This is a genomic window from Bifidobacterium erythrocebi, assembly GCF_012932675.1.
In the GTDB taxonomy this organism is placed as follows: Bacteria; Actinomycetota; Actinomycetes; order Actinomycetales; family Bifidobacteriaceae; genus Bifidobacterium; species Bifidobacterium erythrocebi.
Genome location: NZ_JAAIIF010000005.1, coordinates 21,687 through 47,758, shown reverse-complemented (window position 1 = coordinate 47,758; position 26,072 = coordinate 21,687). Strand labels below are relative to the sequence as shown.

The window sequence follows — 26,072 nt, the reverse complement described above, 5'->3', positions numbered from 1 at the left end:
CGAGTAAGACGTCTATCCAGGAGGAACGCATGCCTACCTATCATTACTGCTGCAAGAACTGCGGCTACGACTTCACCAAGTACCAGTCCTTCAGCGACGATCCGATCACCATCTGCCCCGAATGCAACGAGGAGCAGGTGCGTAAGGTGTATTCCGCGGTCCCGATCGAGTTCAAGGGTTCCGGCTTCTACCGCACCGATAAGAGCTGACTTCGGTTGGCTTCGGTTGCATTGCCTGTGACGGCGGGAACGGGTACATGGCAACCTGCACACGCAAACGTGCGCGACCTGTGAACATTCGGCGGGGTGTTATCCACAGGACCGGTTATGGCTTGCGCACATATCCCGCCTCCACGACCATGGCGGTATGAACCATACCAATGCACCGCCATGGTCTTCTCTTACCGCTCCGACGCTTGCGGCCAGACGCCGCCGCGAACGGCTTGCCCGCGGCGGCACCGCGCTGTCGCTATGTCTGGCGCTGTTCGGTTTTCTCTATACTTTGGATGCCATCACCGGCACGGACACCATTGTGACCGCGACCTCATCCATTGCGCGCGGGGCGACCATTCGGCATGACGATGTCGTTATGACGAAGGTTCCCGCCTCATCCATCACCGGCAATGCGCTCCATACCATAGGCAAGGCGGTGGGTTCCGTTGCGCAGCACCCCATCGAGGCCGGTCAGCCGTTGTATGCCGGCAGCATCGGCAGCGCCCCCACGGTCAAGGCAGGCGACACCGTGCTCGACATCGCCGTGGCGAACAGCATCAACGGGCTGATACCGGGAGATGCGGTATCGCTGGTCTCGGCTGTGGGCTGCAAACCGGATGCGCAGGAAACACAGGACCGAGAGAACGGAGATGGCAATCAGGCAGCGGCCTGCACGCTGGCCGACCACGCCACCATCATGGCCACGAAAGCAAAGCAAGGCGGCAGCGGGGATGAACGTGATCAGCTGACCGTAGCCTTGAACCCGGAATCGGCCATTCGTGTGATGAAGGCCGGCGAATCAGGGCCGATCGTCGCGGTACACCGTTAGTGAGCCGGCGATTCACCCGTAACGGCATGGGATAGCATGGGCACATGCCCTTAAAGGCTTAAGCCGTGCAATCATGAGACGATTCCATGGCGCATACATATGGGAGAAGAAAGAGGCTGCAATGGAGGCAGAACCAACCGGGTCGAACAGACCGAACAGACGATATGCCAAGCTGAAGCGGATGATAGGCATGGCCACGGCATTCGTGCTCGCAATAAGCGGATGCGTGGCGGCGAGTGCAACTGCGCAAGCCAATGAGGAACTACAAGGTGCGGCGGCGCAAACGCAGAATACGACGCAAGTCCAGGGCACAACGCAGCAGACCTCGCAAACCGCTACGCAGCAGACCGGCCAAGCGGATGCGTCCCAGCACACCGACGCGCCGATCAACACCTCGCTCAGCCCGGACGATCCCAACGAAAAAGCCCCGGAACCTATTGGACTCAATCAACGCTTCGGTCTGGGACGCACCGGTCAGGCCAAGGTGATCGCGCTCCGCGTCGACTTTCCGGATATGAGCTTCGCGAAGGACGATACGCTTGAAGCGCTGCAATCACTGATCGACGGCTCGAATCAGAAGTTCCACCCCTACGAGAGCCTGAATTCCTACTATCAGCGGTCCTCGTACGGCAAGCTCAGTTTCACCGGCCAGGCGTTCGACTACCATGCCACCCGCAACCGCAGCGAATACGCCACCGAGCAGGAGTTGTTGGACGAAGCGATGAAGGCGCTTGACGCCACCGTCGACTTCAGCCAGTTCGACGGGAACAACGACGGACGCATCGATGCGGTGTACCTGCATTTCGCGGGGCCGGGCACCGGCTGGAACAGCCAATGGTGGAGCCATGAGTTCAATTCCGACCAAGGCCGAGTATACGACGGCAAGGAAGTGTGCAACGTGACGTTTCTGCATACACCGTCGAATACCGTTGACGGAGCACAGACGATCATCCATGAGACAGGGCATGCGCTCGGCCTCGTGGATTACTACAGCGACCCCAAAGCCTCCCACCCCTACGGCAGTATGGGCACCAGCGACATGATGAACAACAATGTCACCGACCAATGCGGCTTCTCGAAATGGCTGCTGGGGTGGCTGGACGACGACCACGTGACCCGCATCGTGGTGGGCAAGCAAGGCGTTACGGTGCAGCGCGGTGGTACACAGGAGCATAAGCCGTCGCTTAGCCAGGCCGTCACCTCACTGGATTACGACGACATGCGGCAACAGGGCGGCATCGTGGTGATCTCCGCCGACTCGGCGCTGTTGGGGACAAACGGCAAGTTCTCGTCCTACTACATGCTGCAATACGACGATCCGGTAGGCAACCAATCCGAGCTGCAGCAACCGGCCCTTCGTCTGTACCGCATTCAGGCGGAGCTCAATGAGTCGAATGCTTTCACTCATTTCAATCGTGGCTCCGACGAGCCGCACAACGCACTCATCGAGCTGGTGAATATGAAGCAGGCGCCGGGGCACAACGGCAATCCCAACCTGATGCAGGGCGACCACATCAACGGATCCACCACGCCATCGACGAACTTCCGCGAAGCGGCAAGCGTAGGATTCACCGGCATCGACATCGCCGTGACCGCGGTGAACGCGCTCGGTGCCACGGTCGGCATCTCCTATAACGACGCCGGCCGGGTCAATCCGGACGACTTCGCCATCACGGATACCGTCATGTCCCGAGGCGTGCTCAACAACGACACCTACCAGCTCAAAACCAGCACGAAGGTTACACCGGTCAATCCCGCTAGCCGTGCATACATAACGGTGGATGGGGTCAGGTACTCCGCCATGATCAGCGTGGGCGGCGATACCATCACCCTCGATTACTCGCTTGCCAATGGAACGATCACGCCGCACTCCACCTGTTCCTTCGAATTCCCCGAAGGAACGTTCTACACGGGAATCAGGGATGGACAGCCGGTACCGTCACAGGCCATCAGCGTACCGGTGAAACCCGGGCCTGAAGAGCCTCTGAGTCGAGGCACCTATCAATGGCGAGGCGATCAATCCTGGCTCGTCAAAGCCAACCAGAGCATATTCACCGACGACCAGGGCAAGCAGCATATGGTGTTCGCCGATGGCACAACGCTGGGATTCGCCACATTCGGCAACGACTACACCAATGAGCCGAACATCCAGACCATCGATCTAGGGAACGCGCTGAATTCATACGACGTCATCCGCCATGCCAGTCTTCGTGACGGCACCCTTGAAGTGACGTTCGGCACATCAGACAATGAGAAGGCCACAACCTACTGGATCGATACGGCCACCGGCAAGCCGACGGCGCAGTACACCGGCTCACAGTCGGGGAACACGGTGCTGCGCGTCGGCAACAGCGTGCTCTATGTGACAAGCTACGACTACACCGGCTCCACAGTCAGGCTGCTCACACCGCGACAGGACGGCACGGTGCGCGTCTCCGATTCGAAAGGCACGGCCGAATTGTTCGAGACCCAGGACGGCACGCCGGCCATCATGCCGCTTACCGGAACCGGAAAGGACTACGCCACGGACCCGGTGACCGGCAAAGCCGGCAGATCGCTGCTGCTGGTTGCAGGTGACGCGCTCGAAGCGAAGCTGCTGGCGCTGGCCGATGCGGCGCAAGGAACCACGCCAGCATGGACCTACACTCTGGTAGCACCCACACGCTCGTTCTTCGTGCCGGATACGGTCAATATCATGGCCATCACCGCAACGCAATCCGCAAGCTATGTGCTGTCAATGGAACCAGAAAACGGCGAACCACGCTACTTCCTCATCCGCTTCGATGCCAAAGGCACTCAGAACGCCCGCAAGCAGATCGATGCCCCGCACATATATGACACGGACCACACCAAGCAATTCGGTCTTGATGTGGCACCGAACGGCTACATAGCGTTCGTCGACCGTCAAATCAGCGCCGACGGTTCAACTTTCTCGCGTATCACCACCACGCTGATCAGTCCCGATTTCACATCGGTGACGCAATCCACTGGCAGCTCTGTGCAACAACAGTCCACCGGATGGATGAACGGACGTTGGGTGTATGTGGCAATCACCTCCCACATAACAGACGACCAGCCCTCGACGCTGGACTACAGCGCCACACGCGTCCTCGACACCGCTCCGTCCCCCTCCCCCGTCACGCCCAGCGACCCGTCCAAGCCGTCGACACCTGGCAAGGGCGGGAACGGTACGCACAACGCCAACACGGCGACTACCGCGACCGGTACCAACGCCAAGGCTTCGACGCTGACACGAACCGGTGCCGCGGTACCGATCCTGCTGGCGATCGGGCTCGCCGTGGCGGCCATCGCTCTGCTGGCAGTGGTGAACAGACCGGCGTCGCAGCGGAAGCACTGAAACGCCTGGCCACAACGCCCTAGCCGCATAACAATATGTTGAGGCCTCGCACAGAAGTTCTGTGCGGGGCCTCAACATATGACATCGATTGCTCTCGGGAGGTTCACCCTCCCTACTCAGCAGCCGCTTTCAGTGACCACGTTCGCTGAACTGCGCCCAATGCGGCGGAAGCTCGGTGAGGATGCGCTTGTCGTCATCCGCCTCGCGCTGCCGCTCGGTCATCATGTCGGACGGTTCGAGCTTGACGCCATCGGCATCGAACAGCTCGGTGCCCTGACGCACCACGCGCTTGTGCTTGCGCGGTGTGCGACGGGTCGCGCTGTAGGCCTGCACGTCGTTTGCGCTGTTCACGCCGTTCTCGCCACTCATTCCATACCCCTATACAGGTCGGCTAGCTGCGACACCAGACGATCGACTTCCTTCTCGGGATTGACGAACGCGCCGACACTCCACACGGAGGCGACGGACCAGCCCAACGTCATCAGATCGGCGGACAGCATGCGATGACGTTCGCGCGTGGACTGGATCGACATGAAGTTCGCGTCATCGGTGAGCACCGCCAAAGCGAACGGCTTGTCCTTCAGCCCCACCACCATCGGGATGGTGATGCCGCGGTTGAAGCCGTAGTTCACAGCGACATTCAGCCCACGGTTGCGGATGCGATCGGCCAGATCGTTGAGCAGCACGTTGCGACCATACTCGGACTCGGTCGGGCGGATATCCTCGCCGTCGAGCTGTTCGGCCCAAGCAAGCATCGTCTTGAGCAGCTTCACACCCGGCTGGTGGATGCGCTCGTCGTCCATGTCGGCGGAGCTGAACGCGCTGACGATATCGACGTGGCGATCGGCCAGGGCAAGCGCGTCGAGCAGCATGCCGCGACCACCGGGCTCCTCCAGTGCGCCGAACTGCTGCAGCAGACGGCCGTGCGCGGTCTTCGCATAGCACAGCGACAGAATCACATCCGTGGCCTGCGCACCGGCGACCTCGTGGATGCCGATCAGTCGGACATGGCGCAGGAACGATCCCATGGCCTTGTCCTTGGAGGCAAGGGCCTTGAGCTCCGCGCCCAGACGCACGCGGAACGAATCGGTCAGCGTCACCACGGTCAGCATGTATGTGGTCGGCACCACGGCGAAACTGGCCGCGCGCTCGGTGATAATCCGCACGACCTCGTTGATCTCCTGCTGGCTGGACTCCACCAGACCGGTGTTGAACACCGGCGTGCCGATGGCGTCGAGACCGTGGTACGCCACATGCCCACGCACGGCTTCGGTGCAGGCGTCGTAATGCACCTCGCCGTACCCCTCGGATTCGAGGAAGGCGGCCAGGGCAAGCGAACGATGCACCGGACGGGACTTGACCTCGATCTGCGGCAGCACGTCGATCAGCTGCTTCAAGCTTTCGCAGGTGACCGTGTTGCGATGCGCGATGATCACGATCTGCTTGACGCGCGAGACGATGCTGAGCAGCTGAATGGCCGGGATATGCGCGCAGGCGTCGACGATGGCGACATCCGCAAGCACGGCGGGCTCGGTCAAAGACGCGAGCGTGTCGGGCGTGGCCATAAGAATCGGCTTCGACGCGGCGAGAATCTCCGTATGCTCGCGGCGCAGGCTGTCCAGCGTCACCTTGGTCTGGCTGGTCAGCTGCGTGTGCAGCATATTGGCCTCCTGCGTACGTGAGAACAGCAGGTCGCACAGACGCCGCATGGATTCCTGGGCGACCATCGGCCCGATGGAGCGCACATGCTCCACATCGACCTGTTCGAACCGTTCGGTGACGGAGACCAGCGCGGAACCGTCCTGGTTGGAGATGATCGGCGAGGAATGCACGATGTCCTCGAAGACGGTGGTCCACCAGGCGAGCTGCAGTTCGGCACCGACCGCATCGTTGCCCACCTGACGATTGGTCAGATCGGTCACCAGATCGTTCAGGCCAGCAGCCTGGAACTCGTTCTCCAAACGGCAGCGCTCCGGCAGGGTGTCGAGCGCCAGATGATCGTCGTACAACCCCCTCAATCGGGATTCGACATCGTTGAAGTCCTGCGCCTCAAGCTCGCCGCCACGCGGGGTGGTGCTCAATACGGCGTCAAGGGCGGTGATGTCCTCGGACATGGTCTCCTGGATGGAGATCATCTGATCGAGACGCTGCGGCAGCACGGGCCATCCGCCGTGCGGGACGAGGGCGTGCCACTGCTCGCCCTGCTTCTTCACCACGATGAGGGCGTCGTGCAGGTTCTCGACCTGCGCACCCACGCGCAGCAGGGACTTCGCCTCGCGCACGTGGCGGCGGCGCTCCCAGAAGCCCATGGTGGTGCCTTCGCTCTTGCGCTGCTCCTTGGACTTGGTCGCCTCGATCATCGCGTCGATGTCGCGTTCGAAGATCTCGGGCTGGAACACGTCGAGCACACGCCTGAGATTCTTGAGCACAGTGATCTGGCGCGCCCATTCGCGGGCGGTGGTCGGCACGGGGAACCCGCAGGTCTGCGCGGTGATGCTGACATGCTCGCGCACTGCGGGGAACACCTTCTGCATCAGATCGACCACACGCTGGTACGCGTTCACCGCGTCCTCCTCGGTGGTGATCGACGCCTTGTACCAGGCGGTGTCGTCAGGCCCGAGCGTGTATTCGCCGAGCTCGCCGGCACGCTTGAGCTTGACCGCCCAATCGTCCAGATGCCCGCCGATCTGACGCGCGGACGCCTCGGAAAGGCGCACATGCGTGCTCGGATGGGTGGGGTATGTGGAGATCGACGCCAGGTTCTGAATGGTCTGGTAGGCGGAAACGCCCCACTTCTCGTTGACGCCGTGCAGATCGCCCAAGTACCGCGTCAAACGGGAGCGCACGCCGACCAGCTCGTCGGACAGCTGGTCGAAATGCTGGCTGGCAACGCCGGCTTGGAAGCCGACTGCGGCGATGAGCTGACGGTCGATGCTGGTGTTGGAATCCTCGTCGGCGATGTCCAGCACCATGCCGGTCATTTCGTTGGCATGCATGGACTGGAGGAAATGACGCTTCTGTTCCGCCACGCCGGGCACGTACAGCACGGAACGCCCGCTCATCACGCAACGGGAGGCGATGGCGGCCGCACGTTCGGCGGTGTCGTTGCCCGAAGCGGAGTCGACGACGATGCTATGGCCGGCGGCGGCGAGCTGTGCGGCGTATCGCACGGTGTTGTCGACATCGCCCACCTCGTATTCGGAATGCGGGTCGGCATCGAACGGGCTGTATTCGGGGATGGACGCCTTGCCCAGGGTGGCCCGGGAGGATTCGTCGCCGGCAAGGGCGTCGAGCAGCACGTTGCCGCTCGGGCCATTGCCGAGCCTGTCGATGATGCGCTGCGTCTCCGCAAGAATCAGCGCGGCGGGCTCCATGAAGCAGCCGAGAATGATGCGGCGTTCGATGGAGAAGTCGTCGATGCGCGTCTTGGCCTCGTTGGAGATGGCGGTGAAGATGGCCGACGTCTCCGGGGAGCCGGAACGGTAGTTGGAGCTGTCGAGCAGCCTGTCCTCGTCGATGAACACGCCGGCGGCATGCAGCCTTGAAACCAGCGCCGAATTGATCGTCACCTTGCCGGTGAACCTCAGCGAGGAGTGTCCCAACTGTTCGCTGCGCGTCACGTCGACCGGGTACAGCAGCACCGGCAGCGCGTTGCCTTTCCACGTCGCCACACCGACGATCAGGGACAGTTCGGCCACACCGCTGACGCGCTTCTTGGAGGCCTGGCTTTCCAGCACGCGCCCCAGCCGGCGTTCCGCCGCACGCAGCATGCCGTTATCGCGGAACATCGATTCCAAGGTCACATGGCCGGCCGCGAACAGCTGCGCCACGCCGGAGGGGTGCGCGTGCGTCATGTCGAGCTGCGCGCTGAGCTGGTTGATGTCCTCCAACGGGGACGGTGCCAGCGAGGAACGGTAGTCGTCATGCCATTTCTGGAATTGGTCAAGCATGGATTGCGTACTCATGTATCCGATCACTTTCCTACTGCTTTACGATAATCCTGATAGCCGGGATTGTTGGCCAAGGCCTCGTCGATATCCCTGTTGCCCTGTGCCGCAAGCCATGCGTACAGGTCGTCGTACAGGGACGGGTTCATGGCGAGGAACGGCAGCAGCTCGGTGTGACGCGCCATTTCGAACTGCTTGGTCATATCCGGCGTGCGCCGTGCGTCCTCGGAGGTAAGTCCGTCGACTTCGATGATGGGCTCCGGCGGCTTGTTGAACTCGCCGCGGGACACCTTGTCGAACACGGACCCCGGTTCGAAGGCCGGCGTGAATCCCCCGGCGGGCTCGGCATAATTCATGGAAGGCTGGTAGCCATTGTTCTGCGGGGTGCCATCGCTCTGGGCAAGCGGGGTGAACACCACGGAACGGGCTTCACGGAACACCGCGGTCTCCGGTTCCGGCTCCGCTTGCGGCCGCATGAATGCCTGATCGGCAGCCGGATTGACGGTCGGGTTGACGGTCGGGTTGACGGTCGGGGCATTGTTCGCTTCCGGCTGCGCGAACAGCGGCTCGGCCTGCACGGTGGCCTGCTGCGGCTGCTGGCCGTTCGCAGGTTCCACGATATCCGGTTCGATGCTCTGTTCTTGCTCCGACATACCGGATTCGCGGGGCTCGCGCACATCCGCTGCATTCTCGCCCACACCGGCGAACAGATTGCGCGGCTGGCCCTGCTCATCGTCATCGCTGGGGAACATCAGTCGAGCCTGCTCGGAGGATTCCTCGGCGGATTGCGCCAGACGCTGAACCGGCTGCATGGATGGCTGCGGCGTCGGCATCACTTCCGCGGATTGCTCGGAGGATTCGCCCTGTTCGTTCTGCCAAGGCTGCCGATCGAGCATCGGCTGCACCACCGGCTGCTCGACATGTTCCTGCTGGGCAGGCTGATCCGCGAACTGCGCTGGCTGGATGGGTTGTGCGGGCTGTGCAGGCTGAGTGGGCTGCTGAACCGGCTGAACAAGCTGCACGGGCTGGGCCGCGGCTTCATTCGCACCGCCATTCAGCACCGGCTTGTTCCGTGTCTTCGGACGCTGGGACTGGAACATGGTCGTCGGCTCGCCGGCACGCAGGTCAAGAATCTGATCGACGGACATATCCGCCGCATCGGGTTCCTGATGCGTGACCATGGGCGTCGAGTAGTCGAACAGGTTCGCCACGGGCGCGCTCTGATCAGGCTCCGAAGCATCCACGCGTTCGAAATCGGCCGGCACATCGCCGAACTGCACGCGCATCGGCGAGTAGGGAAGTATATAGTCGTCGTCTTCCGGCAGGCGCATCAGTTCGCCGTTGTCGCGGATGATGTAGGTGCCGTTGGTCGAATTGAGATCGTGCAGGATGGCCTGGCCGTCACCGCGTACGGAGAACTGCGCGTGGCGCTTCGACATGGATTTGGTGGAATCCTCCACCTCCATACGCCTCGTACCGTCATCGGGCAGCGGTCGCAGGGGCTTACGTCCAATCTCAACGTTCTCACCAGGATGAACAGTGATCTGTTGGTCACCGTTGACCGTTACCTGCCAGTGGCACGCCATTTCAGCACTCACCGCATAGCCTCCTTTTTCACGATTAGACACTATTCCTATTGTGTCATGCAGCAATCCCTTTTGGGGGATTCCCGCTCAGGAATTAACAACTTTCTCCCATTAACGGCGAAACCCCGCCACCTGGAACCAGGTACGGGGTTTCGCGGAAAGCTGTGACAAGCGGCTTTAAGCCGCGAGAATCACTTGAGCTCGACGGTAGCGCCAGCTTCTTCCAGCTGAGACTTGGCCTTCTCGGCGTCTTCCTTCTTGGCGCCTTCCAGAACCGGCTTCGGAGCGCCGTCGACCAGAGCCTTGGCCTCGGCCAGACCCAGGGAGGTGATGGCGCGGACGGCCTTGATGACCTGGATCTTCTTGTCGCCAACGGCGGAGAGGATGACGTCGAACTCGTCCTTCTCCTCAGCAGCCGGAGCAGCGCCCGGAGCAGCAGCGGCAACAGCGGCGACCGGGGCAGCAGCCTCGACGTCGAACTTCTCTTCGAAGGCCTTGACGAACTCGGAGAGCTCAACCAGGGTCATCTCACCGAAAGCTTCGAGCAGCTCATCGTTGGTGTACTTAGCCATAATGGCTTCCTTTCAATCTTGGTGACGGGCTGAATTGAAGAGGTGACCGTCACCTAAAAATTTGTTTTCTTTGCAATTATCGATTCATGCGGCAAGCCGCAGGTGAATCAGGCAGCCTTTTCCTGCTTCTCGCGCAGCGCATCGATCGTACGCACGGCCTTGGTCGGCAGAGCGTTGAACAGGTACGCGGCCTTGGACATCGTAGCCTTGATGTCGCCGGCGAATTCCGCGAGCAGCTGCGGGCGAGACTTGAGATCTGCCAGCTGCTTGGCACCTTCGGCATCGTACACGGTTCCGTCTGCGAAACCGCCCTTGATGACGAGGGCCTTGTTGTCCTTGGCGAAGTCACGGATGACCTTGGCAGCCTCAATGAAGTCACCATGCACGAAGGTGATGGCGGTCGGGCCGGCGAGAATCTCGTCGAGACCCTCGATGCCCGCTTCCTTGGCGGCGATGCGTGCCAGCGTGTTCTTTGCCACAGTGTAGGAAGTATCGCGGCCTAGCTTTTCGCGCAGATCGGAGATCTGCGGAACGGTAAGCCCGCGGTACTCGGTCAGGTAGATAGCATCAGCAGAACGGAACTCGTCCGTCAGCTGAGCGACCACCGCTTCCTTTTCGGGCCTCTTCATGGCGTTCCTTCCTAAGTCGGCCGTTGACTTGAGGTTCGTACGCCTTACCGGGCAATAAAAAAAGCCCTGCGCACAGGCAGAGCAACATAAAACCGTTTCCGGCAACCCGCAAATGGGCTTACATCTCTCAACCTGCGCTGGCTTGGCGAACCAAACTTCGGAAGTGCACTCGCGCGCACCTCAACCAACGGTCTGTGGTTTACGGATTGCAACAGTACGCACCGCCCACGACTTCGACCGCCGCGGCGTGTCGCAAGGTAATCGCGATACGCCGCGACAACGCAGTCAACGTGCGGCATCGTCACAGCCCGTCACAACTCATCACAGCGTGGCGGCGTACTGCTCGACGGATGCGGTGACTTCCTTGAGGTAGTCGAGGGAGCGGCGCCAATGGCCGGGCACCTCGATGGAATGATTGGCATCCGGATATTCATGCACGTGAGACGTGAGCTTGTACGCCTTGGCACGATCGTAGAAGGGATCGGCCGTACCGGCGCAGACCAGCGGCGCCGGGCCGGGGTACGCCACTTCCCCGCTCTCGTCCTGTACGGGGATGATCTGATCGGTCGGGTCGAAGTCCGCGGGGTTGATCACCGGGGTGAGCAGCACGAACGGCAGCTGATGCGCACGCGCCACATGCGGATAGGTCAGCGTGGTCAGGGACTTGCCGATCAGCATCAGCCTGCCGGACTTGTCCTCCTTGCGTACGCGCTCCACCCAACCGTCGATCGCGCCGTTGATCACCGGGGTGACCACCGACAGGTCGTCGGAGGCGTTGCGCACGTTCATACGGTCCACGCGCCATCCGCTTTCCGCCAGCGCCTGGGCCGCCCAGTACAGCAGCGGGCGGTCGCAGTTGTAGCCCGTGCCCGGCATCACCAGCACACGCCCGTGCTCGCTGCCCGCGGGGACGCGGTTCTTTCTCCACGAAGTGATGTTGACCTCGACCAACGGCTTGGCCATATGTATTCCTTTCTCTCCCCGCTGTATCGCGTTGCCGTATGTTGACGGCACTCACTCTAGGACGCAGACCCAACCGGCAAGCATGGCGCACACTCTCAACACCCATTTATTGATAACGGTTCTCATTTATGATATGGTGACCCTGTTACAGCACACAGCACCTATGCGCCTCGCATGCAATCACACGATGAAGCGCCCACCAGAACTAAGGAGAGCCATTGAACCATCTACAGAAAACCCTCGCCGCAGCCGCAGCCTGCGCGGCATTGCTGCTGACAGGCACCGCATGCGGAAGCGCGAACAGCACAGACGGCAACGCAAACGGCAAGACGCAGAACACCATCACCGTGGTGGCATCCATCAACCAGTGGGGCACGCTCGCCAAAGAGCTTGGCGGCGACCTGGTGGAGGTAAGCAGCATCATCCATTCCACCAACGTGGAGGCGCACGACTACGAGCCGACCACCGCAGACGTGAACCGACTGCACAAGGCCACAGTCGCCATCGTCAACGGTGCCGACTACGACTCATGGGCCGTAAAAGGCGCGGCAAACGGCAAGGCGACCGTGGTGAATGCCGCCGAAGCGGGCGGCAAGAAGGACGGCGACAACCCGCACGTATGGTTCTCTGCCAACGTCCGCACCAAAACCGCCGACGCGATCACCGCCGCCTATCGCGAGGCAATGCCGGCCAAAGCCAGCGAATTCGCCAAACTCAATAAGGCATGGCAGGCCAAAGAGCATGAGCTCGAAGAACGCATCGACAAAAACAAGGAAGCGACCAACGGCATGACCTACGGCGCAACCGAATCCGTGGCGCACTATCTCGCCGACGACCTGGGCATGGTCGACCGCACACCCACCGGGTATGCGCAGGCCGCAGCGAACGAAAGCGAGCCCACACCCGGCGACATCACGCAGTTCACCAACGCACTGAAGAACAAACGCATCTCCATGCTTATTTTCAACCCGCAAGAAGCCAACGAAACAACCCAGCAAATCACCGCCGCCGCAAAGAAAGCCAACGTGCCGATCCTCGAAATCAGCGAACAGATGCCCAGCTCATACGACAGCCTGCTGGACTGGATGAGCGCCATCGTCAGCGCCATCGGGCATACCAGCTGAAAATCCAGTCAGCACCCGTCGCACCGTCCAACCGTCACACCCAACTATGGCGAAGCGCCCGACTCCCCCACTGGAGGAATCGAGCGCTTCGCCATATCAGAAGCCCCTACGACCCGCAGGACTACAGAATCGCAGTCACCACGAAGTCCAGAATGAACAGGATCGCCACGACCCAGATCACCGGATGGACATCCTTGGCCTGCTTCTTGCAAGTCTTGATGATGCAGTAGGTGATGAAACCGCCGGCGATGCCGTAGGAGATGGAGTAGCTGAACGCCATGAACACGGAGGCGAAGAACGCCGGGATAGCCTCGGAGATGTCGCCCCACTCGATTTCCTTGAGCGAGGAGGCCATCATGCAGCCGACCACGACCAGCACGCCGGCGGTCGCGGCGGACGGCACGGCGGAGATGATCGGGGACAGGAACGCGGACAGCGCGAAGCAGATCGCCACGACCACGGAGGTCAGGCCGGTGCGGCCGCCAGCGGCGATGCCCGCGGAGGACTCCACATACGTGGTGGTGTTCGAAGTACCGCAGATAGCGCCGATGGAGGTGGCGATGGAATCGGCGAACAGGGCCTTATCCATCTTGGAGGAGAAGCCGGAGCCATTCTCCAGAGCCTTCTCATCCTCCTCGGAGAAGATGCCGGTGCGGCGGCCGGTACCGATGAAAGTGCCGATGGTGTCGAAGGTGTCGGACATCGAGAACGCGAAGATGGTCAGCAGGATGATCGGCAGCTTGGACACATCGGAGAACAGCGCCGGGAAGCCGTCCTTGGTGAAGATCACACCGAAGGTCTGCGGCAGCTGGGCGAAGGTGTCGGCGATGGACACGGAGTTGGCCATGGTGGTCTGGCCCATCGGAATGCCGATGATGGCGGTGATGATGATGGACAGCAGCATGCCGCCACGCACCTTGAGCACGGTGAAGACGATGGCGAGGATCAGGCCGATGATGAACAGCCAGATAGTCGGATTGTTCATGACGGCCAGGCCCGGGGTCGCGGCCGTGGCAAGCCCCTTGCCGGCAGCCTTGGCGTCCTTGGTGGTGAAGGTGAAGAAGCCGACGTTCAAGAAGCCGACATAGGCCACGAACAGACCGATGCCGCCGCCGATGGCGTTCTGCAGCAGCTCAGGAATGGCCTTGATGATCATCTTGCGGATCTTGGTGACGGTGATGATGATGTTGATCAGACCGCACAGGAACACCATGCACAGGGTCTGCTGCCAGGAGAATCCGAGACCGAAGCAGACGGTGTAGGTGAAGAACGCGTTGAGGCCCATGCCGGCGGCCTGGGCGTACGGTACGTTGGCGAACAGGCCCATCACGAGGGTGCCGATGATGGCCGCGATGATGGTGGCCAGGAACACGCCGCCCCACGGCATACCCGTCTGCGACAGGATCTGCGGGTTGACTATGATGATATAGGACATGGCGAAGAACGTGGTCAGGCCGGCCATGACTTCAGTGGACGCGGTGGTGCCGTTCTCCTTCAGATGGAAAAACTTTTCCATTATCTCTTCTCTGTCTTGTTGTCTTGGGTTGATAGGAACGCGCACGTTCCGCACGCGCTCCGGCGAGAATCGCGACTCGCCGTGGAACGTAAGTTCCGAACGCGCTTACCCTAGCACCGCCATGGGTCATCGGAATTGCATGGGCTGCGAGAGTATTGCAGAAGACCTGCGGAAGACTTTGTGGAAGGCCTGTTGAAGGCTTTGCGGAAACGTCGTGGAAGGCTGTTGAGGGGCTGCAGAGGACTTGGCGGAACGTCGCTCTAATCCAACGTAAGACCAGCCAGATCGGCGCAGACATACTCATACGTCTCATCCACGACCCGGAATCCCAACCTGGCATACATATGCTTCGGGGTGTCCTCGGCGTCGGCAGCGGCAGCGACAGTGGCATCAGCAACGGCGGCATCAGCATACGAGACGGTTCCGCATAAAAAAAGTACCCTCTGCCACACCACTCACACGCCCAAATCCCCCACTGACACGCCCAAAAACACCCACTGACTGGATAAAAATGCCCTTGCCCAGTCGCTCACACGACCAAATCATCCAGACACTGGGAAAAACAACCCCTGACAGACCACTAACACGCCAAAAACACCCACCGACTGGATAAAAACAGACGCTGAGGGGGATCCCAGACACCAAAAACCTCCAGCCAATGGGAAAAATAACCCCTGACGGGGCACCTGCACGACTGAATCACCCACCAACTGGATGAAAACGGACGCTAAGCGGGACTCCACACGCCAAAAACATCCAGACAATGGGAAGAACAACCCCTGACAAGCCACTTAGACTCAAGAATATCCAGTCGCTGGAAGAAAACGGACGCTGAGAGGGAATTCACACGCCAAAAACATCCAGTCAGCGGGAAAAGGGCGTCTTCCGGACATTCAGAGATCAAAAACATCCAGCCAATGGGAAGAATAACCCCTGATAGGTCGCTCACACGACCAAATATTCCACCGGCTGGATAAAAACAGACGCCGAAAGGGATCCCAGACGCCCAAAACATCCAGCCAATGGGAAAAACGGACGCTAGGAAGCCAATCAGACGACCAAAACATCCAGACAGTGGGAGAAAACGACCTCTGGCAAGCCAGTCACACGCCAAAAACACCCAGGCACTGGAGGAAAACGGACGCTAGGAAGTCTCTCAGACGTCCAAAATATCCAGCCAATGGGAGAATCCGCCCGCCGAGCATGGCCCAGCGAGCGGATTCCTCGGATTGCGGGAGCGAACCGATTCCGCAGATCAGCCAAAGCGTGTAATTACGGAGCCACTACGCGAAGCACTGGTTTCCAATCGGCTGAAGCCGACTTGCGACAGTCCACCGAATTGCCGCTGCGTTTTGGCGGATCGACCTCATCGATCAGCCGAAGCGGCCGGACACGTAGCGCTCGGCCTCTTCGTTCTGAGGATTATTGAACATGGTGGTGGTGTCGGTGAAGTACTCCAGGTGGCCCGGCTGCCCCACGGCCTTCAGGTTGAAGAAGCCCGTGTAGTCGGCGATACGCGCGGCCTGCTGCATGTTATGCGTCACGATCACGATGGTGTAGTCGTTCTTCAGCTCGTTGATCAGATCCTCCACGGCCAGCGTCGAGATCGGGTCGAGCGCGGAGCACGGCTCGTCCATGAGCAGCACCTGCGGATGCACGGCCACGGCGCGCGCGATGCACAGCCTCTGCTGCTGGCCGCCGGACAGGCCGACGCCCGGATTATCCAGACGATCCTTGACCTCGTTCCACAGGTTCGCGCCACGCAGCGCCCACTCGACCAGATCGTCCGCATCGGACTTCGCGATCTTGCGGTTGTTGAGCTTCACGCCGGCGAGCACGTTCTCGCGGATAGACATGGTCGGGAACGGGTTCGGACGCTGGAACACCATGCCCACGTCGCGGCGCACGGCCACCGGGTCTACGTCCTTGGCATACAGGTTCTTGCCTTCCAGCAGCACCTCGCCCTCGCAGTGCGCGCCGGGGATGATCTCGTGCATGCGGTCGAGCGTGCGCAGCACCGTGGACTTGCCGCAGCCGGAAGGTCCGATGAATGCGGTGACCTTGTTCGCCTCGATGTTGAGGTTCACATCCTCCACGGCCAGGAAGTTGCCGTAGTAGATGTTCAGATGGTTGACATCAATACGTTGTCCCATGTGATTTTCCTTATGAATTGGTTGGTTACGACTGCACGGATCAGCGTTCGGTCTTGACGGCGAACAGCTTCGCCACCAGACGTCCGATGAGGTTGAGGATGAGCACGAGCACGATGAGCACGAGAGCCGCGGCCCAGGCGCGTTCCATCGGGATGGTGGTCACGCAGGAGGCGTCCGCGCCGACCGGGCAGTTGGCGTTCAGCTTGGAGTATTCCTGGTAGACGTACACCGGCAGGGTGGTCATCTGGCCGGAGAACAGGTTCACGTTGGTGGAGGCGATGTAGCCGGCGGTCATGAGCAGCGGCGCGGTCTCGCCGATCACTCGCGCGATGGCCAGAATGCAGCCGGACACGATGCCCGGCAGTGCGGTGCGCAGCACGATCTTGGTGATGGTGCGCTGCTTGGTCACACCCAGCGCATACGAGGCCTCGCGCAGATCGTTCGGCACGATCTTGAGCATTTCCTCACTGGACTTGACCACGGTGGGCAACATGAGCAGCGACAGCGCCACGGAGCCTTCGAAGCCGTTGATGGTGCCGGGGCCGAGCAGGATGGTGAACATCGAGAAGGCGAACAGGCCGGCCACGATGGACGGGATGCCGCTCATCACGTCCACCAGCAGGGTGATGGCGCGCGACAGCTTGCCGCGGTTGGAGTACTCGACCAGGTACACGGCGCACATCAGGCCGATCGGGATGGAGATGACCATGGCACCGAGCGTGATCTCCAGCGTGCCGATGATGGCGTGCTGCACGCCGCCGTAGCCGCCGGAGGGCGTCGGGTTGCCGCCGACCACGCCTGTCATGTTATAGCTCAGGAAGTTGAGGTTGAGCCTCTTGACGCCGTTGGCGATGGTGGTCCACAGCACGGAGATCAACGGCACGAGCGCGACGATGAACGCCAGCGAGATCAGCATGCGCATGGCCGCGTCCTTGCGCTTGCGGGCCGCGATGAAGGAACGGGTGGGTTTGAACTTGTCGAAGTCGATGACGGGCGCGCCGTTCATGGGGGATTCTTCGGTTGCGGACATCATGCGCTCGCTTTCTCGGTGATCTTACGTGCGGTGAAGTTCACCACGAAGGTAATGAGGAACAGGACCAGGCCGGTGCCGATCAGCGCGGAGACGCCCAGCGAATTCGCTTCCGGGTACTGCGCCGCGATGTTGGCCGCGATGGTCTGGTTCTGGGAGGCCTGCAGCAGTTTGAACGAATAGTTGAGACCCGGGGACAGGATCATCAGCACGGCCATGGTCTCGCCGAGTGCGCGACCCAGGCCGAGCATGGAGGCGGACACGACGCCGGACTTGCCGAACGGCAGCACGGCGAGCTTGACCATCTCCCATCTGGTCGCGCCGAGCGCCAGAGCCGCCTCTTCCTGCAGGCGCGGGGTCTGCAGGAAGATGTCGCGCGACATGGAGGTGATGATCGGCAGGATCATGACCGCGAGCACCACGGACACGGTGGCGACGGTACGGGAGGGGTTGGCGGCCGGGCCGGCGAAGATCGGGATCCAGCCGAACGTCTTCGACAGCCAGTTCCAGAACGGGTAGATGGCCGGGACGAGCACCAGGCCACCCCACAGGCCGTAGATGACGGACGGGATGGCGGCCAGCAGATCGACCACGTAGCTCAGCACGGTGGCGAGCTTCTTCGGCGCGTAGTGCGAGATGAACAGCGCGATGCCCACCGAGACGAAGAAGGAAATCAGCAGTGCGAGGGCCGAAACCAGCACGGTGCCGAACAGCAGCGGCCCGACGTACTGCCAGAAGTTGGTGGCCTTGCCGCCGGTGAAGCTGGAAATCGTGGCGCTGTTGGCCTTCTGGTCGCCGCCGATCAGCGGCCATGCGCGGAACAGCAGGAACAGGGCGACGGCGGCAAGCACCACCAGAATGAGGATGCCACAGCCATAGGCGACGCCTTTGAATACCTTGTCGGCGGTTTTGCCGCTGCCATGGCGTTCGGCCGTGTTGTCTTGCGAACTCACAAGTTCTCCTTGGAACGTATTTCGGAACGTATTTGGTGTACTCAGCAGTTTGAGCGAAGTCGGATTCCTCTCATCCTACATGGGAATCGGGGGCTCCGACTTCGCTCGGAACGGCAAGTCAGCGACTTGTCACTTGGTGGAGATCGCCTTGATGGATTCGGCGATCTTGGCGGTCAGCGTGCTCGGCAGCGGCGCGGTGCCGGCGGCCTGCTGGGCGGTCTTCTGGCCTTCGTCGCTGGTGACGTAGCTCAGCCAGGACTTGGCGAACTCGGCGGTCTTGGTGTCCTTGTATGCCGGGCAGACGATGTCGTAGGAGACCAGCACGATCGGGTAGGCGCCGTCGGCCTCGGTCTTGTGGTTGATGTTCACCACGACGCGGTGGTCGCCCTTGACGTCGGCGATCTTGGAATCCTCGATGACCTTGGAACCGGCGTCGGCGGAGATCTCGGTGTACTTGGAGCCGACCTTGACGGCCACGGTGCCCAGCTCGCCGATCTGGGAAAAGTCGGCGTAGCCGATGGTGCCGTCGGCCTGCTTGACGGTGTTGATCACGCCGGAGGTGCCCTTGGCGCCCTGGCCGACCTCGTTCGGCCAGTTCTCGGACAGGTCGTAGGTCCAGTCGTTCGGGGCCACATCCTTGAAGTAGCTCACGAAGTTCTGGGTGGTGCCGGACTTATCGGAACGGTGCACGACGGTGATGTCGGTGTCGGGCAGGTCGAGCTTCGGGTTCTGGGACTTGATGGCGTCGTCGTTCCACTTGGTGATCTTGCCGTCGAAGATCTTGGCGATGGTGGAGGCATCCATGTTGACGTGCTTGCCCTGGTCGGACACGCCCTTGAGGTTGAACACGACCGCGATCGGGGAGACGTACACCGGCACGTCGAAGGCGGTGCCCTTGGCGCACACGTTCTTGGACTGCTCGACCTCGTCGTCGGCGAGCGCCTTGTCGGAGCCTGCCCATGCGGTGGCACCCTGCAGGAAGGTGGTCACGCCGGCGCCGGAGCCGGAGGGATTGTAGGCGATCTTGGCGTCCGGGTTGGTGTTCTTGAATCCGGCGATCCAGGCTTCGACGGCGGCCTGCTGGGAGGAGGCGCCTGCGCCGGCGTAGTCGCCGGAGATCTGCGTGCTGGAGTTCTTGGTGGAAGTCGAATCAGTGGTGGCCGCGGTGTTGTCGCCGCAGGCGGCGAGGGAGGCCAGCATGGCCAGGCCGGAGACGGCGGCCAGTGAACGAACGATGAGATTCTTGTTCATTATCTTCTTATTCCTCATGTCATCTGTCTGGACGGGGGCCGTGGCCGCCCGTCGCTTAGGACACTTACAAGCCTAGGGAATCCGGCGGGTGCCCCGAACCAAAATAGGTGAACGGAAGATGAACAGTTCCCGTCATTTGCGACTGGGCTATCGAGCAACCGACAGGCCTATCAGTCGGCAGTCGGGCCGCAAGCGACCGTCAGTCGGAGGGTTCGTCGATCTTGTAGCCCAGTCCGCGCACGGTGCTCAGGTATTTCGGGTGGCTCGGCACTTCCTCGATCTTGGCGCGCACGCGCTTGACGTGCACGTCGAGCGTCTTGGTGTCTCCCACGTAATCCGCGCCCCAGATGCGGTCGATGAGCTGGTGGCGGGTGAGCACGCGTCCCTTGTTCTGCATCAGGTATTCGAGCAGTTCGAATTCCTTCAGCGGGAAGAATACCGATTCGCCGCGCACGGTGACCTGATGCTGACCCACGTGCATCACGATGTCGCCACAGACCAGCGGCACGTCGTCGTCGCCCGCCACGCCCTGCTGTTGGGCGTTCTGGTTGCGGCGCATGACGGCGCGGATGCGTGCCAGCAGTTCGCGGAAGGAGTACGGCTTGGTCACATAGTCGTCGGCGCCGATCTCCAGACCGACCACCTTGTCAATCTCCGTGCTTTTCGCGGTCAGCATGATGATCGGCACGCGGCTCTGCTCGCGGATGCGGCGGCACAGCGCGGTTCCGTCGATGCCGGGGAGCATCAGGTCGAGCAGCACCAGGTCGATGCCGCCGTGGGTGAACAGTTCGAGCCCTTCCTCGCCGGTGGCCGCGGCGGAGACCTCGTAGCCTTCGCGGGTGAGCTGGTACACCAGCGGTTCCCGGTAGGACTCCTCATCTTCCACGATCAGTATGCGTGTCATGCTGTTTCCTCATTTCTCTGTATTCAAGCTTCTCTGCCGGTCATCTGTTCCGCTATGCCGTCTGGCCGGTTGCGGCATCGCCGGTGTTGTCCGCATCGTTGGTGCTGTCCGCATCGTTGGCGCTGCTGGCGTTAGCTACACTGCCAGCATCGCCGGCGCACGGCAGTTCGATGGTGAACGTGGACCCCTCGGATTCGTGCGACCATACGGAAATCGTGCCGCCGCAGTCCTCCACGCAGTGCTTGGTGATGGCAAGGCCCAGGCCGGTGCCGCCCGTCTGGCGGGAGCGTGCCGGGTCGACGCGGTAGAAGCGTTCGAAGATATGGCCGATGGATGCTTCCGGAATGCCGATGCCCTGGTCGATCACGCGGATGTGCACGTTGCCCGCATCCTCGCTCACCACCACACGAACCGTGGTGTGTTCGGGCGAATAGTGGATGGCGTTCTCCACCAGGTTCTTCACCGCGGTGACGATCGCGTTCTCGTCGCATTCGATCCACACGTCGGGGTCGTCGCCAGCCGGTTCCAGCCCCAGCTGCGTGCCGCCGTACGCCAGCACCAGGTCGATGTGACGCCGGTCGGCCTGCACGCGATTCGCGTCGATCGCGGCGCGGGCCACGGCCAATGCGGACAGCCGTTTCGGCTGAAGGCCATGCCCGGCATCCTGCATCTTCTGCAGGTCGATGAGTTTCTGCACCAATTCGGTCAGTCGCGCGGATTCCTTGCTCACACGACCGGAGAAATACCGCACCGCGTCAGGATCGTCGGACGCGTCGGAAATGGTCTCGGCCAGCAGCGAGATCGCGCCCGCAGGCGTTTTCAGCTCATGCGCCACATTCGTCATGAACTCGCGGCGCATCTCCTCGAAATGCCTGCGTTCGCTCACATCCGTGATGAACAGCGCGAACAGGCCATCGCCTATGCCGCTCACCCGCACGCTCAGATACCGTTCGCGCGAGGGCGCGGCCTGGCCGGCCCGCACTCCCCTGCCCGAAGATCCACGTTCAAGATCGGCAGCCGGGCGAGTCACCTCAAGCTCGCGTTCACGGCTCACCCCGTCATGCTCCACCTGGGCGAGCATGTCGAGCATATCGTCGTTGCGGATATGACCGGACGCCACGCAGCCGTACTGTTCGATGTCGTCACGCGCATACCGGATGGCACCGTTGCCGTCCGTCAGCGCCACGGCCTGGGGCAACGCGCGCATGAACGCCTCTTCGACGCTCCGCTTCGACTCGCCGGAGCCGAGCAGCGATTCGCCGCCTACGGTCTTCCTGCCGCCGTCATGTTCTTCGCCGGCGATGCGCTCGCCGCGTTCCTTGCCTGCCCAATACGCGGCGAGGGCGGCTGCCGCCACCGCCGCGATCATCAGGAGAATCTGCCACCATTGCATTCGCTGCTTGTTGCCTTTTCGACTATCGGGGTTTGCCCAAAGGGCATCTTCGCTTTACCACAGTAGCGAAGCGATGGCGGCGATCATGCGTAATACGCCTGAAGTTCAGCTATTGTTCACCTACAGACGCTTGAGGATGTCCACGGCGATCCCGGCGGCGGTGTTCGCGTATTCGCTGATGTCGAAGCCCTTGAACTCCTCGTAGTCGGTGTCGGCGTTGTCGGACAGCGCGCGGATCACCAGCGAGGGGACGTCGTTGCGTGCGGCGACCTGAGCCACCGCGGTGCCTTCCATCTCCACCGCATCGGCACCGGTGGCACTGATGACCTCTTCGACCTTGGCCGGATCGTCCACGAAGTAGTTGCCGGAGGCGATGATGCCGGTGATGTGCGTGATGCCGGCGTCGCTCAGCGCCTCGCCCGCGATGTCCAGTAGGTGGGCGTCGCTGTGGAATTCCTCGATGGGCTTCTCTTCGGTGCCGGGCTTCCACTGGCCCACGAGGCGCATGTCGGTGTCGAGGTAGCGCAGGGTTCCGCCGAGCACCACATCGTTGATGTGCAGCTTCTTGTTGAGGTTGCCCGCGATGCCGGAGAAGATGATGGCTTCGGGGTGGTAGACGTCGATGAGATGCTGGGCGGTGGCCGCCGCCGCGACGAGTCCCATGCCGCCCACGGTGGCCGCGACGCCGAGTTCCTCGCCGGCGTTGGTGGTGAGCGTGCCGTAGGTCACGTCAAGGCTTGCCTCCTTGGTGTGCGTGGGGTTGCCAAGTGTTTCGGCGATGTGCGCGACTTCCTCGTTCAGTGCGCCGATGATGGCGATGGTTCGGGTCATGGGTGTTCCTTTCGTATCGTGTTTGTGCGCCGCCGTCAGTTCCAACGGCGTGTGGCTACTGCCTGTGCGAGTTCGCGCAGCAGCTGTTCGGTGTCTTTCCAGCTCAGGCAACGGTCGGTGATCGACTTGCCATACACCAACTGGTCGAGCGGGGCGGCCGGCTGGTTGCCGCCTTCGATGAAGCTTTCCATCATGATGCCGGTGATGCCCTGTTCCCCCGCAGCGATGCGCGAGGCGATGTTGCGCACGACCTCGGCCTGCCTGTGCTCGTCCTTGCCGGAGTTGCCGTGCGAGCAGTCCACGATCACACCGTGCGCCGCTGCGGAATCGGCGGGCATTTCGGCGCGGATGGTGCTCATGGTCTGCGCGATCGACGCCGCATCGTAGTTCGGCCCGCTGCTCGACCCGCGCAGCACCACATGGCAGTCGGGGTTGCCGAGCGTCTTGACCACGGCCGCGCGGCCAAGATGGTCGATGCCGAAGAACGTGTGCTGTTGGGCGGAGGCGAAGCAGGAGTCGGTCGGGGCCTTGACGGAACCGTCGGTGGCGTTCTTGAAGCCGATCGGCATGGACAGGCCGGATGCGAGCTGCCTGTGCACCTGGCTTTCGGTGTTGCGTGCGCCGATGGCACCCCAGCTGACCGCGTCGGAGATGTACTGCGGGCTGGTCGGCTCCAGGAACTCGGTGGCACAGGCGAGACCCTCGCCCAGCACGTCCAGCAACGTGCGGCGTGCAAGCAGCAGCCCCTTGCGAATGTTGCAGCTGCCGTCGATGTCCGGGTCGTTGATCAGGCCCTTCCAACCGACGGTGGTGCGCGGCTTCTCGAAGTACACGCGCATGACGATCAGCAGATGATCGTCCAGTTCGTTCTTCAGTGCGGCAAGACGACGGGCGTAATCCAGTGCGGCCTTCGGGTCGTGCACCGAACACGGGCCGACGATGACCAGTAGGCGGTCGTCCTGGCCGTACAGGCATGCCCTGATCTCGTCGCGTGAACGGGCGACGAGCTCCTGCGCCTGCTCGCTTAGCGGCTGGTCGGACAGCACTTGGGCCGGCGTGGGCAGCACCTCGAATTCCAGCACACGGCGGTTCACGATCCTGCTGACACCGACCTGATCCTCCCAGCGCGGCACGTCGGTGGCCGTCAACGGGTTCTTGCCCTCGTCCATGGCCTGCCGGATCGCACGCATCTCCTCCGGCCGATTCAATGGCTTGGCCACGCCGCCGGCGCTCAACGCCAACGACGTCCCATCCTGCTGCTGCATCACATGCCTCCTCGAAATCTTCGCTCACACAAAGAATAGCCGAACCCCGAGCTGACGGTCATCCGCCGATGGCGAATGCTCCCCGGCGCAACCTGCCACGGTACCCGTCCGTCATCCGAATGCCAGCCAACTTCCGACCGGCGTCACACCTGGCCGCACAGCTCCAGCACGACCAGCAAGGCGTTCAATGCGATGACCAGCACGACGATCAGCAGGAAGAACGCGTGGCAGACCGGCCCGTCGACCCACCGCCCCATCAGCGAGGAACTATGCGTGTAGCGCATCAGCGGAATGATGGCGAACGGAATGCCGATGGACAGGATCACCTGCCCGATCACCAGCGCCTCGGTGGGATTCGGCGCGAACCACAGCACCACCAGTCCGGGCACCAGCGTGACCACGCGGCACGCCCACATCGGCGCCTTGATGCGCAGCAGGCCGTGCATGATCTCGGAACCGGCATAGGTGCCCACGGATGTGGAGCTGAGCGAGGAGGCCAGCAGACCAATGGAGAAGATGGTGCCGATGCCCGGCCCGAGCACGCTGACGATGGCGTGCTGCGCGCCGTCGATCGAATCGGTGCCCTTCATGCCGTACAGGGAGTTCGCCGCAAGGATCAGCAGGCACAAGTTCACCGTGCCTGCCAGCAGCAGCGCCCACGCCACATCGATTTTCGCGCCGTGCAGCAGGCGCGGGACGGACGGCTTCTTCTGACCGCCCGCATAATGGTCGTTCACCAGCGTGGAGTGCAGGTAGATCGCGTGCGGCATGACCGTCGCGCCCAGCATGGAGGTGGCCATCATCACCGAATCACGGTTGGTGAACCGCGGCACCAGTCCTTTCGCGACATCGACCGGATTCGGAGGATCGATGAACAGGCCGGCAATGAATCCGAACGTGATCACCAGCAGCAGCGCGATCACGATCTTCTCGAACAGGCGCTGCGTGCTGCCGCCTTCGAACATCAGCAGCACCGTCGAGACCGCGCCGATGATCAGGCCGCCGACGAACAGCGGCAGGCCGAACAGCAGGTTCAGCGCGATAGCACCGCCGATGAGCTCGGCCAGATCGGTGGCGATGGCGATCACCTCGGCCTGCATGAAGAACATGAAACGCCCGGCGTCGCTCATGCGCTCGCCCAGCAGCTCGGGCAGGGATTTGCCGGTGACCACGCCAAGTTTGGCCGACTGGTATTGGATGAACACGCTCATGACATTGGCCACCACCAGCACCCACACCAGCAGGTAGCCGTAGCGTGCGCCGGAGGTGATGTTCGCCGCCACATTGCCTGGGTCGACGTAGGCCACCGCAGCCACGAACGCCGGGCCGAGAATGCCGGCGAGCGCATGCCCATGGTGCTTTCCGCCGCCCTGCGTTCCTTCGGATGCGTCGCCCGTGCGATCCGTCTGCGTTTCCACTGTTTTCGTTATACCGTCCGCTGTGCCATCACCCGTTATGGCATTGTCTTGCGGATATTCGCTCTCTCGTTCCATACCGCCCTCTCTTCATAACCGGTTACGGTATAGCGCGGCCATGTTAGCGGTCATGTTACCTGT

20 protein-coding genes are annotated in these 26,072 nt (G+C 61.9%); 4 read left to right on the top strand and 16 right to left on the bottom strand.

All coding sequences use genetic code 11. From position 1 onward, the window contains the following. The first annotated feature begins 29 nt into the window (after positions 1–29). The 3 genes from G1C98_RS01280 to G1C98_RS01270 all read left to right on the top strand — a co-directional run bounded on the left by G1C98_RS01280 (position 30) and on the right by G1C98_RS01270 (position 4,399). Positions 30–209, top strand: coding sequence for an FmdB family zinc ribbon protein (locus G1C98_RS01280; protein ID WP_169078515.1), 180 nt, complete (start codon positions 30–32; stop codon positions 207–209). Between the two features lie 157 nt (positions 210–366). After that, on the top strand, positions 367–1,041 hold the full coding sequence (locus tag G1C98_RS01275) for a flagella basal body P-ring formation protein FlgA (RefSeq protein WP_169078513.1): 675 nt from the start codon (positions 367–369) through the stop codon (positions 1,039–1,041). A 121-nt stretch (positions 1,042–1,162) separates the two neighbouring features. Further along, complete coding sequence (locus tag G1C98_RS01270) at positions 1,163–4,399, top strand: metallopeptidase domain-containing protein (RefSeq protein WP_169078511.1); 3,237 nt, start codon at positions 1,163–1,165, stop codon at positions 4,397–4,399. Positions 4,400–4,528: 129 nt separating this feature from the next. On the opposite strand, the gene G1C98_RS01265 is transcribed toward G1C98_RS01270, so the two are convergent. From G1C98_RS01265 to G1C98_RS01240, 6 genes are all read right to left on the bottom strand, one after another. After that, positions 4,529–4,732 (bottom strand): hypothetical protein, encoded by a 204-nt coding sequence (locus tag G1C98_RS01265; RefSeq protein WP_335341274.1) that lies wholly within the window; start codon positions 4,730–4,732, stop codon positions 4,529–4,531. Between the two features lie 32 nt (positions 4,733–4,764). Then, a complete protein-coding gene (locus G1C98_RS01260) occupies positions 4,765–8,364 on the bottom strand; it encodes a helicase (protein ID WP_169078507.1) in 3,600 nt (1,199 codons plus the stop codon). An 8-nt stretch (positions 8,365–8,372) separates the two neighbouring features. After that, positions 8,373–9,944 carry an FHA domain-containing protein gene (locus G1C98_RS01255; RefSeq protein WP_169078505.1) on the bottom strand — a complete coding sequence of 524 codons (1,572 nt, stop codon included), beginning with the start codon at positions 9,942–9,944 and terminating at the stop codon, positions 8,373–8,375. Between the two features lie 179 nt (positions 9,945–10,123). Beyond that, on the bottom strand, positions 10,124–10,504 hold the full coding sequence (gene rplL, locus G1C98_RS01250) for a 50S ribosomal protein L7/L12 (RefSeq protein WP_169078503.1): 381 nt from the start codon (positions 10,502–10,504) through the stop codon (positions 10,124–10,126). Between the two features lie 107 nt (positions 10,505–10,611). After that, complete coding sequence (gene rplJ / locus G1C98_RS01245; protein WP_169078501.1) at positions 10,612–11,133, bottom strand: 50S ribosomal protein L10; 522 nt, start codon at positions 11,131–11,133, stop codon at positions 10,612–10,614. 321 nt (positions 11,134–11,454) lie between these two features. Further along, positions 11,455–12,096: a hypothetical protein gene (locus tag G1C98_RS01240; RefSeq protein ID WP_169078499.1), complete on the bottom strand. Its 642-nt coding sequence runs from the start codon at positions 12,094–12,096 to the stop codon at positions 11,455–11,457. 218 nt (positions 12,097–12,314) lie between these two features. Between G1C98_RS01240 and G1C98_RS01235 the strand changes: the two genes are divergently transcribed. Beyond that, a complete protein-coding gene (locus G1C98_RS01235; RefSeq protein WP_169078497.1) occupies positions 12,315–13,220 on the top strand; it encodes a metal ABC transporter solute-binding protein, Zn/Mn family in 906 nt (301 codons plus the stop codon). Positions 13,221–13,341: 121 nt separating this feature from the next. Here G1C98_RS01235 and G1C98_RS01230 read toward each other — a convergent pair whose 3' ends face one another. The 10 genes from G1C98_RS01230 to G1C98_RS01185 all read right to left on the bottom strand — a co-directional run bounded on the left by G1C98_RS01230 (position 13,342) and on the right by G1C98_RS01185 (position 26,009). Then, positions 13,342–14,736, bottom strand: coding sequence for an NCS2 family permease (locus tag G1C98_RS01230; RefSeq protein ID WP_169078495.1), 1,395 nt, complete (start codon positions 14,734–14,736; stop codon positions 13,342–13,344). Between the two features lie 1,373 nt (positions 14,737–16,109). Then, positions 16,110–16,889, bottom strand: coding sequence for a phosphate ABC transporter ATP-binding protein PstB (pstB, locus tag G1C98_RS01225; protein ID WP_169078493.1), 780 nt, complete (start codon positions 16,887–16,889; stop codon positions 16,110–16,112). Positions 16,890–16,929: 40 nt separating this feature from the next. After that, positions 16,930–17,922 carry a phosphate ABC transporter permease PstA gene (gene pstA / locus G1C98_RS01220; RefSeq protein ID WP_169078491.1) on the bottom strand — a complete coding sequence of 331 codons (993 nt, stop codon included), beginning with the start codon at positions 17,920–17,922 and terminating at the stop codon, positions 16,930–16,932. Beyond that, a complete protein-coding gene (gene pstC / locus G1C98_RS01215) occupies positions 17,919–18,872 on the bottom strand; it encodes a phosphate ABC transporter permease subunit PstC (RefSeq protein ID WP_169078489.1) in 954 nt (317 codons plus the stop codon). The genes pstA and pstC overlap by 4 nt, the downstream gene beginning before the upstream one ends. 129 nt (positions 18,873–19,001) lie before the next feature. Then, positions 19,002–20,123, bottom strand: a complete 1,122-nt coding sequence (gene pstS / locus G1C98_RS01210; protein ID WP_169078487.1) for a phosphate ABC transporter substrate-binding protein PstS — start codon at positions 20,121–20,123, stop codon at positions 19,002–19,004. A gap of 199 nt (positions 20,124–20,322) precedes the next feature. Next, a complete protein-coding gene (locus tag G1C98_RS01205) occupies positions 20,323–21,027 on the bottom strand; it encodes a response regulator transcription factor (RefSeq protein ID WP_169078485.1) in 705 nt (234 codons plus the stop codon). A gap of 52 nt (positions 21,028–21,079) precedes the next feature. After that, the gene (locus tag G1C98_RS01200) at positions 21,080–22,420 is read right to left on the bottom strand and encodes a sensor histidine kinase (RefSeq protein WP_169078483.1); all 1,341 of its coding nucleotides are present in this window, start codon (positions 22,418–22,420) and stop codon (positions 21,080–21,082) included. Between the two features lie 120 nt (positions 22,421–22,540). Next, positions 22,541–23,251, bottom strand: a complete 711-nt coding sequence (gene mtnN, locus G1C98_RS01195) for a 5'-methylthioadenosine/S-adenosylhomocysteine nucleosidase (RefSeq protein ID WP_169078481.1) — start codon at positions 23,249–23,251, stop codon at positions 22,541–22,543. A gap of 35 nt (positions 23,252–23,286) precedes the next feature. Next, positions 23,287–24,516, bottom strand: a complete 1,230-nt coding sequence (locus G1C98_RS01190; RefSeq protein WP_169078479.1) for a 3-deoxy-7-phosphoheptulonate synthase — start codon at positions 24,514–24,516, stop codon at positions 23,287–23,289. Between the two features lie 143 nt (positions 24,517–24,659). After that, the gene (locus G1C98_RS01185) at positions 24,660–26,009 is read right to left on the bottom strand and encodes an Nramp family divalent metal transporter (RefSeq protein WP_240944872.1); all 1,350 of its coding nucleotides are present in this window, start codon (positions 26,007–26,009) and stop codon (positions 24,660–24,662) included. Between the last annotated feature and the right edge of the window lie 63 nt (positions 26,010–26,072).

Bases quoted from the DNA above. Each gene is read 5' to 3' on its own strand.
- G1C98_RS01260 (WP_169078507.1), bottom strand. From the start codon at position 8,364: ATGAGTACGCAATCCATGCTTGACCAATTCCAGAAATGGCATGACGAC.
- G1C98_RS01190 (WP_169078479.1), bottom strand. From the start codon at position 24,516: ATGCAGCAGCAGGATGGGACGTCGTTGGCGTTGAGCGCCGGCGGCGTG.
- G1C98_RS01230 (WP_169078495.1), bottom strand. From the start codon at position 14,736: ATGGAAAAGTTTTTCCATCTGAAGGAGAACGGCACCACCGCGTCCACT.
- pstB (WP_169078493.1), bottom strand. From the start codon at position 16,889: ATGGGACAACGTATTGATGTCAACCATCTGAACATCTACTACGGCAAC.
- G1C98_RS01205 (WP_169078485.1), bottom strand. From the start codon at position 21,027: ATGACACGCATACTGATCGTGGAAGATGAGGAGTCCTACCGGGAACCG.
- rplL (WP_169078503.1), bottom strand. From the start codon at position 10,504: ATGGCTAAGTACACCAACGATGAGCTGCTCGAAGCTTTCGGTGAGATG.
- G1C98_RS01280 (WP_169078515.1), top strand. From the start codon at position 30: ATGCCTACCTATCATTACTGCTGCAAGAACTGCGGCTACGACTTCACC.
- G1C98_RS01275 (WP_169078513.1), top strand. From the start codon at position 367: ATGAACCATACCAATGCACCGCCATGGTCTTCTCTTACCGCTCCGACG.
- G1C98_RS01200 (WP_169078483.1), bottom strand. From the start codon at position 22,420: ATGCAATGGTGGCAGATTCTCCTGATGATCGCGGCGGTGGCGGCAGCC.
- pstA (WP_169078491.1), bottom strand. From the start codon at position 17,922: ATGATGTCCGCAACCGAAGAATCCCCCATGAACGGCGCGCCCGTCATC.
- rplJ (WP_169078501.1), bottom strand. From the start codon at position 11,133: ATGAAGAGGCCCGAAAAGGAAGCGGTGGTCGCTCAGCTGACGGACGAG.
- G1C98_RS01240 (WP_169078499.1), bottom strand. From the start codon at position 12,096: ATGGCCAAGCCGTTGGTCGAGGTCAACATCACTTCGTGGAGAAAGAAC.
- G1C98_RS01270 (WP_169078511.1), top strand. From the start codon at position 1,163: ATGGAGGCAGAACCAACCGGGTCGAACAGACCGAACAGACGATATGCC.
- G1C98_RS01185 (WP_240944872.1), bottom strand. From the start codon at position 26,009: ATGGAACGAGAGAGCGAATATCCGCAAGACAATGCCATAACGGGTGAT.
- pstS (WP_169078487.1), bottom strand. From the start codon at position 20,123: ATGAACAAGAATCTCATCGTTCGTTCACTGGCCGCCGTCTCCGGCCTG.
- mtnN (WP_169078481.1), bottom strand. From the start codon at position 23,251: ATGACCCGAACCATCGCCATCATCGGCGCACTGAACGAGGAAGTCGCG.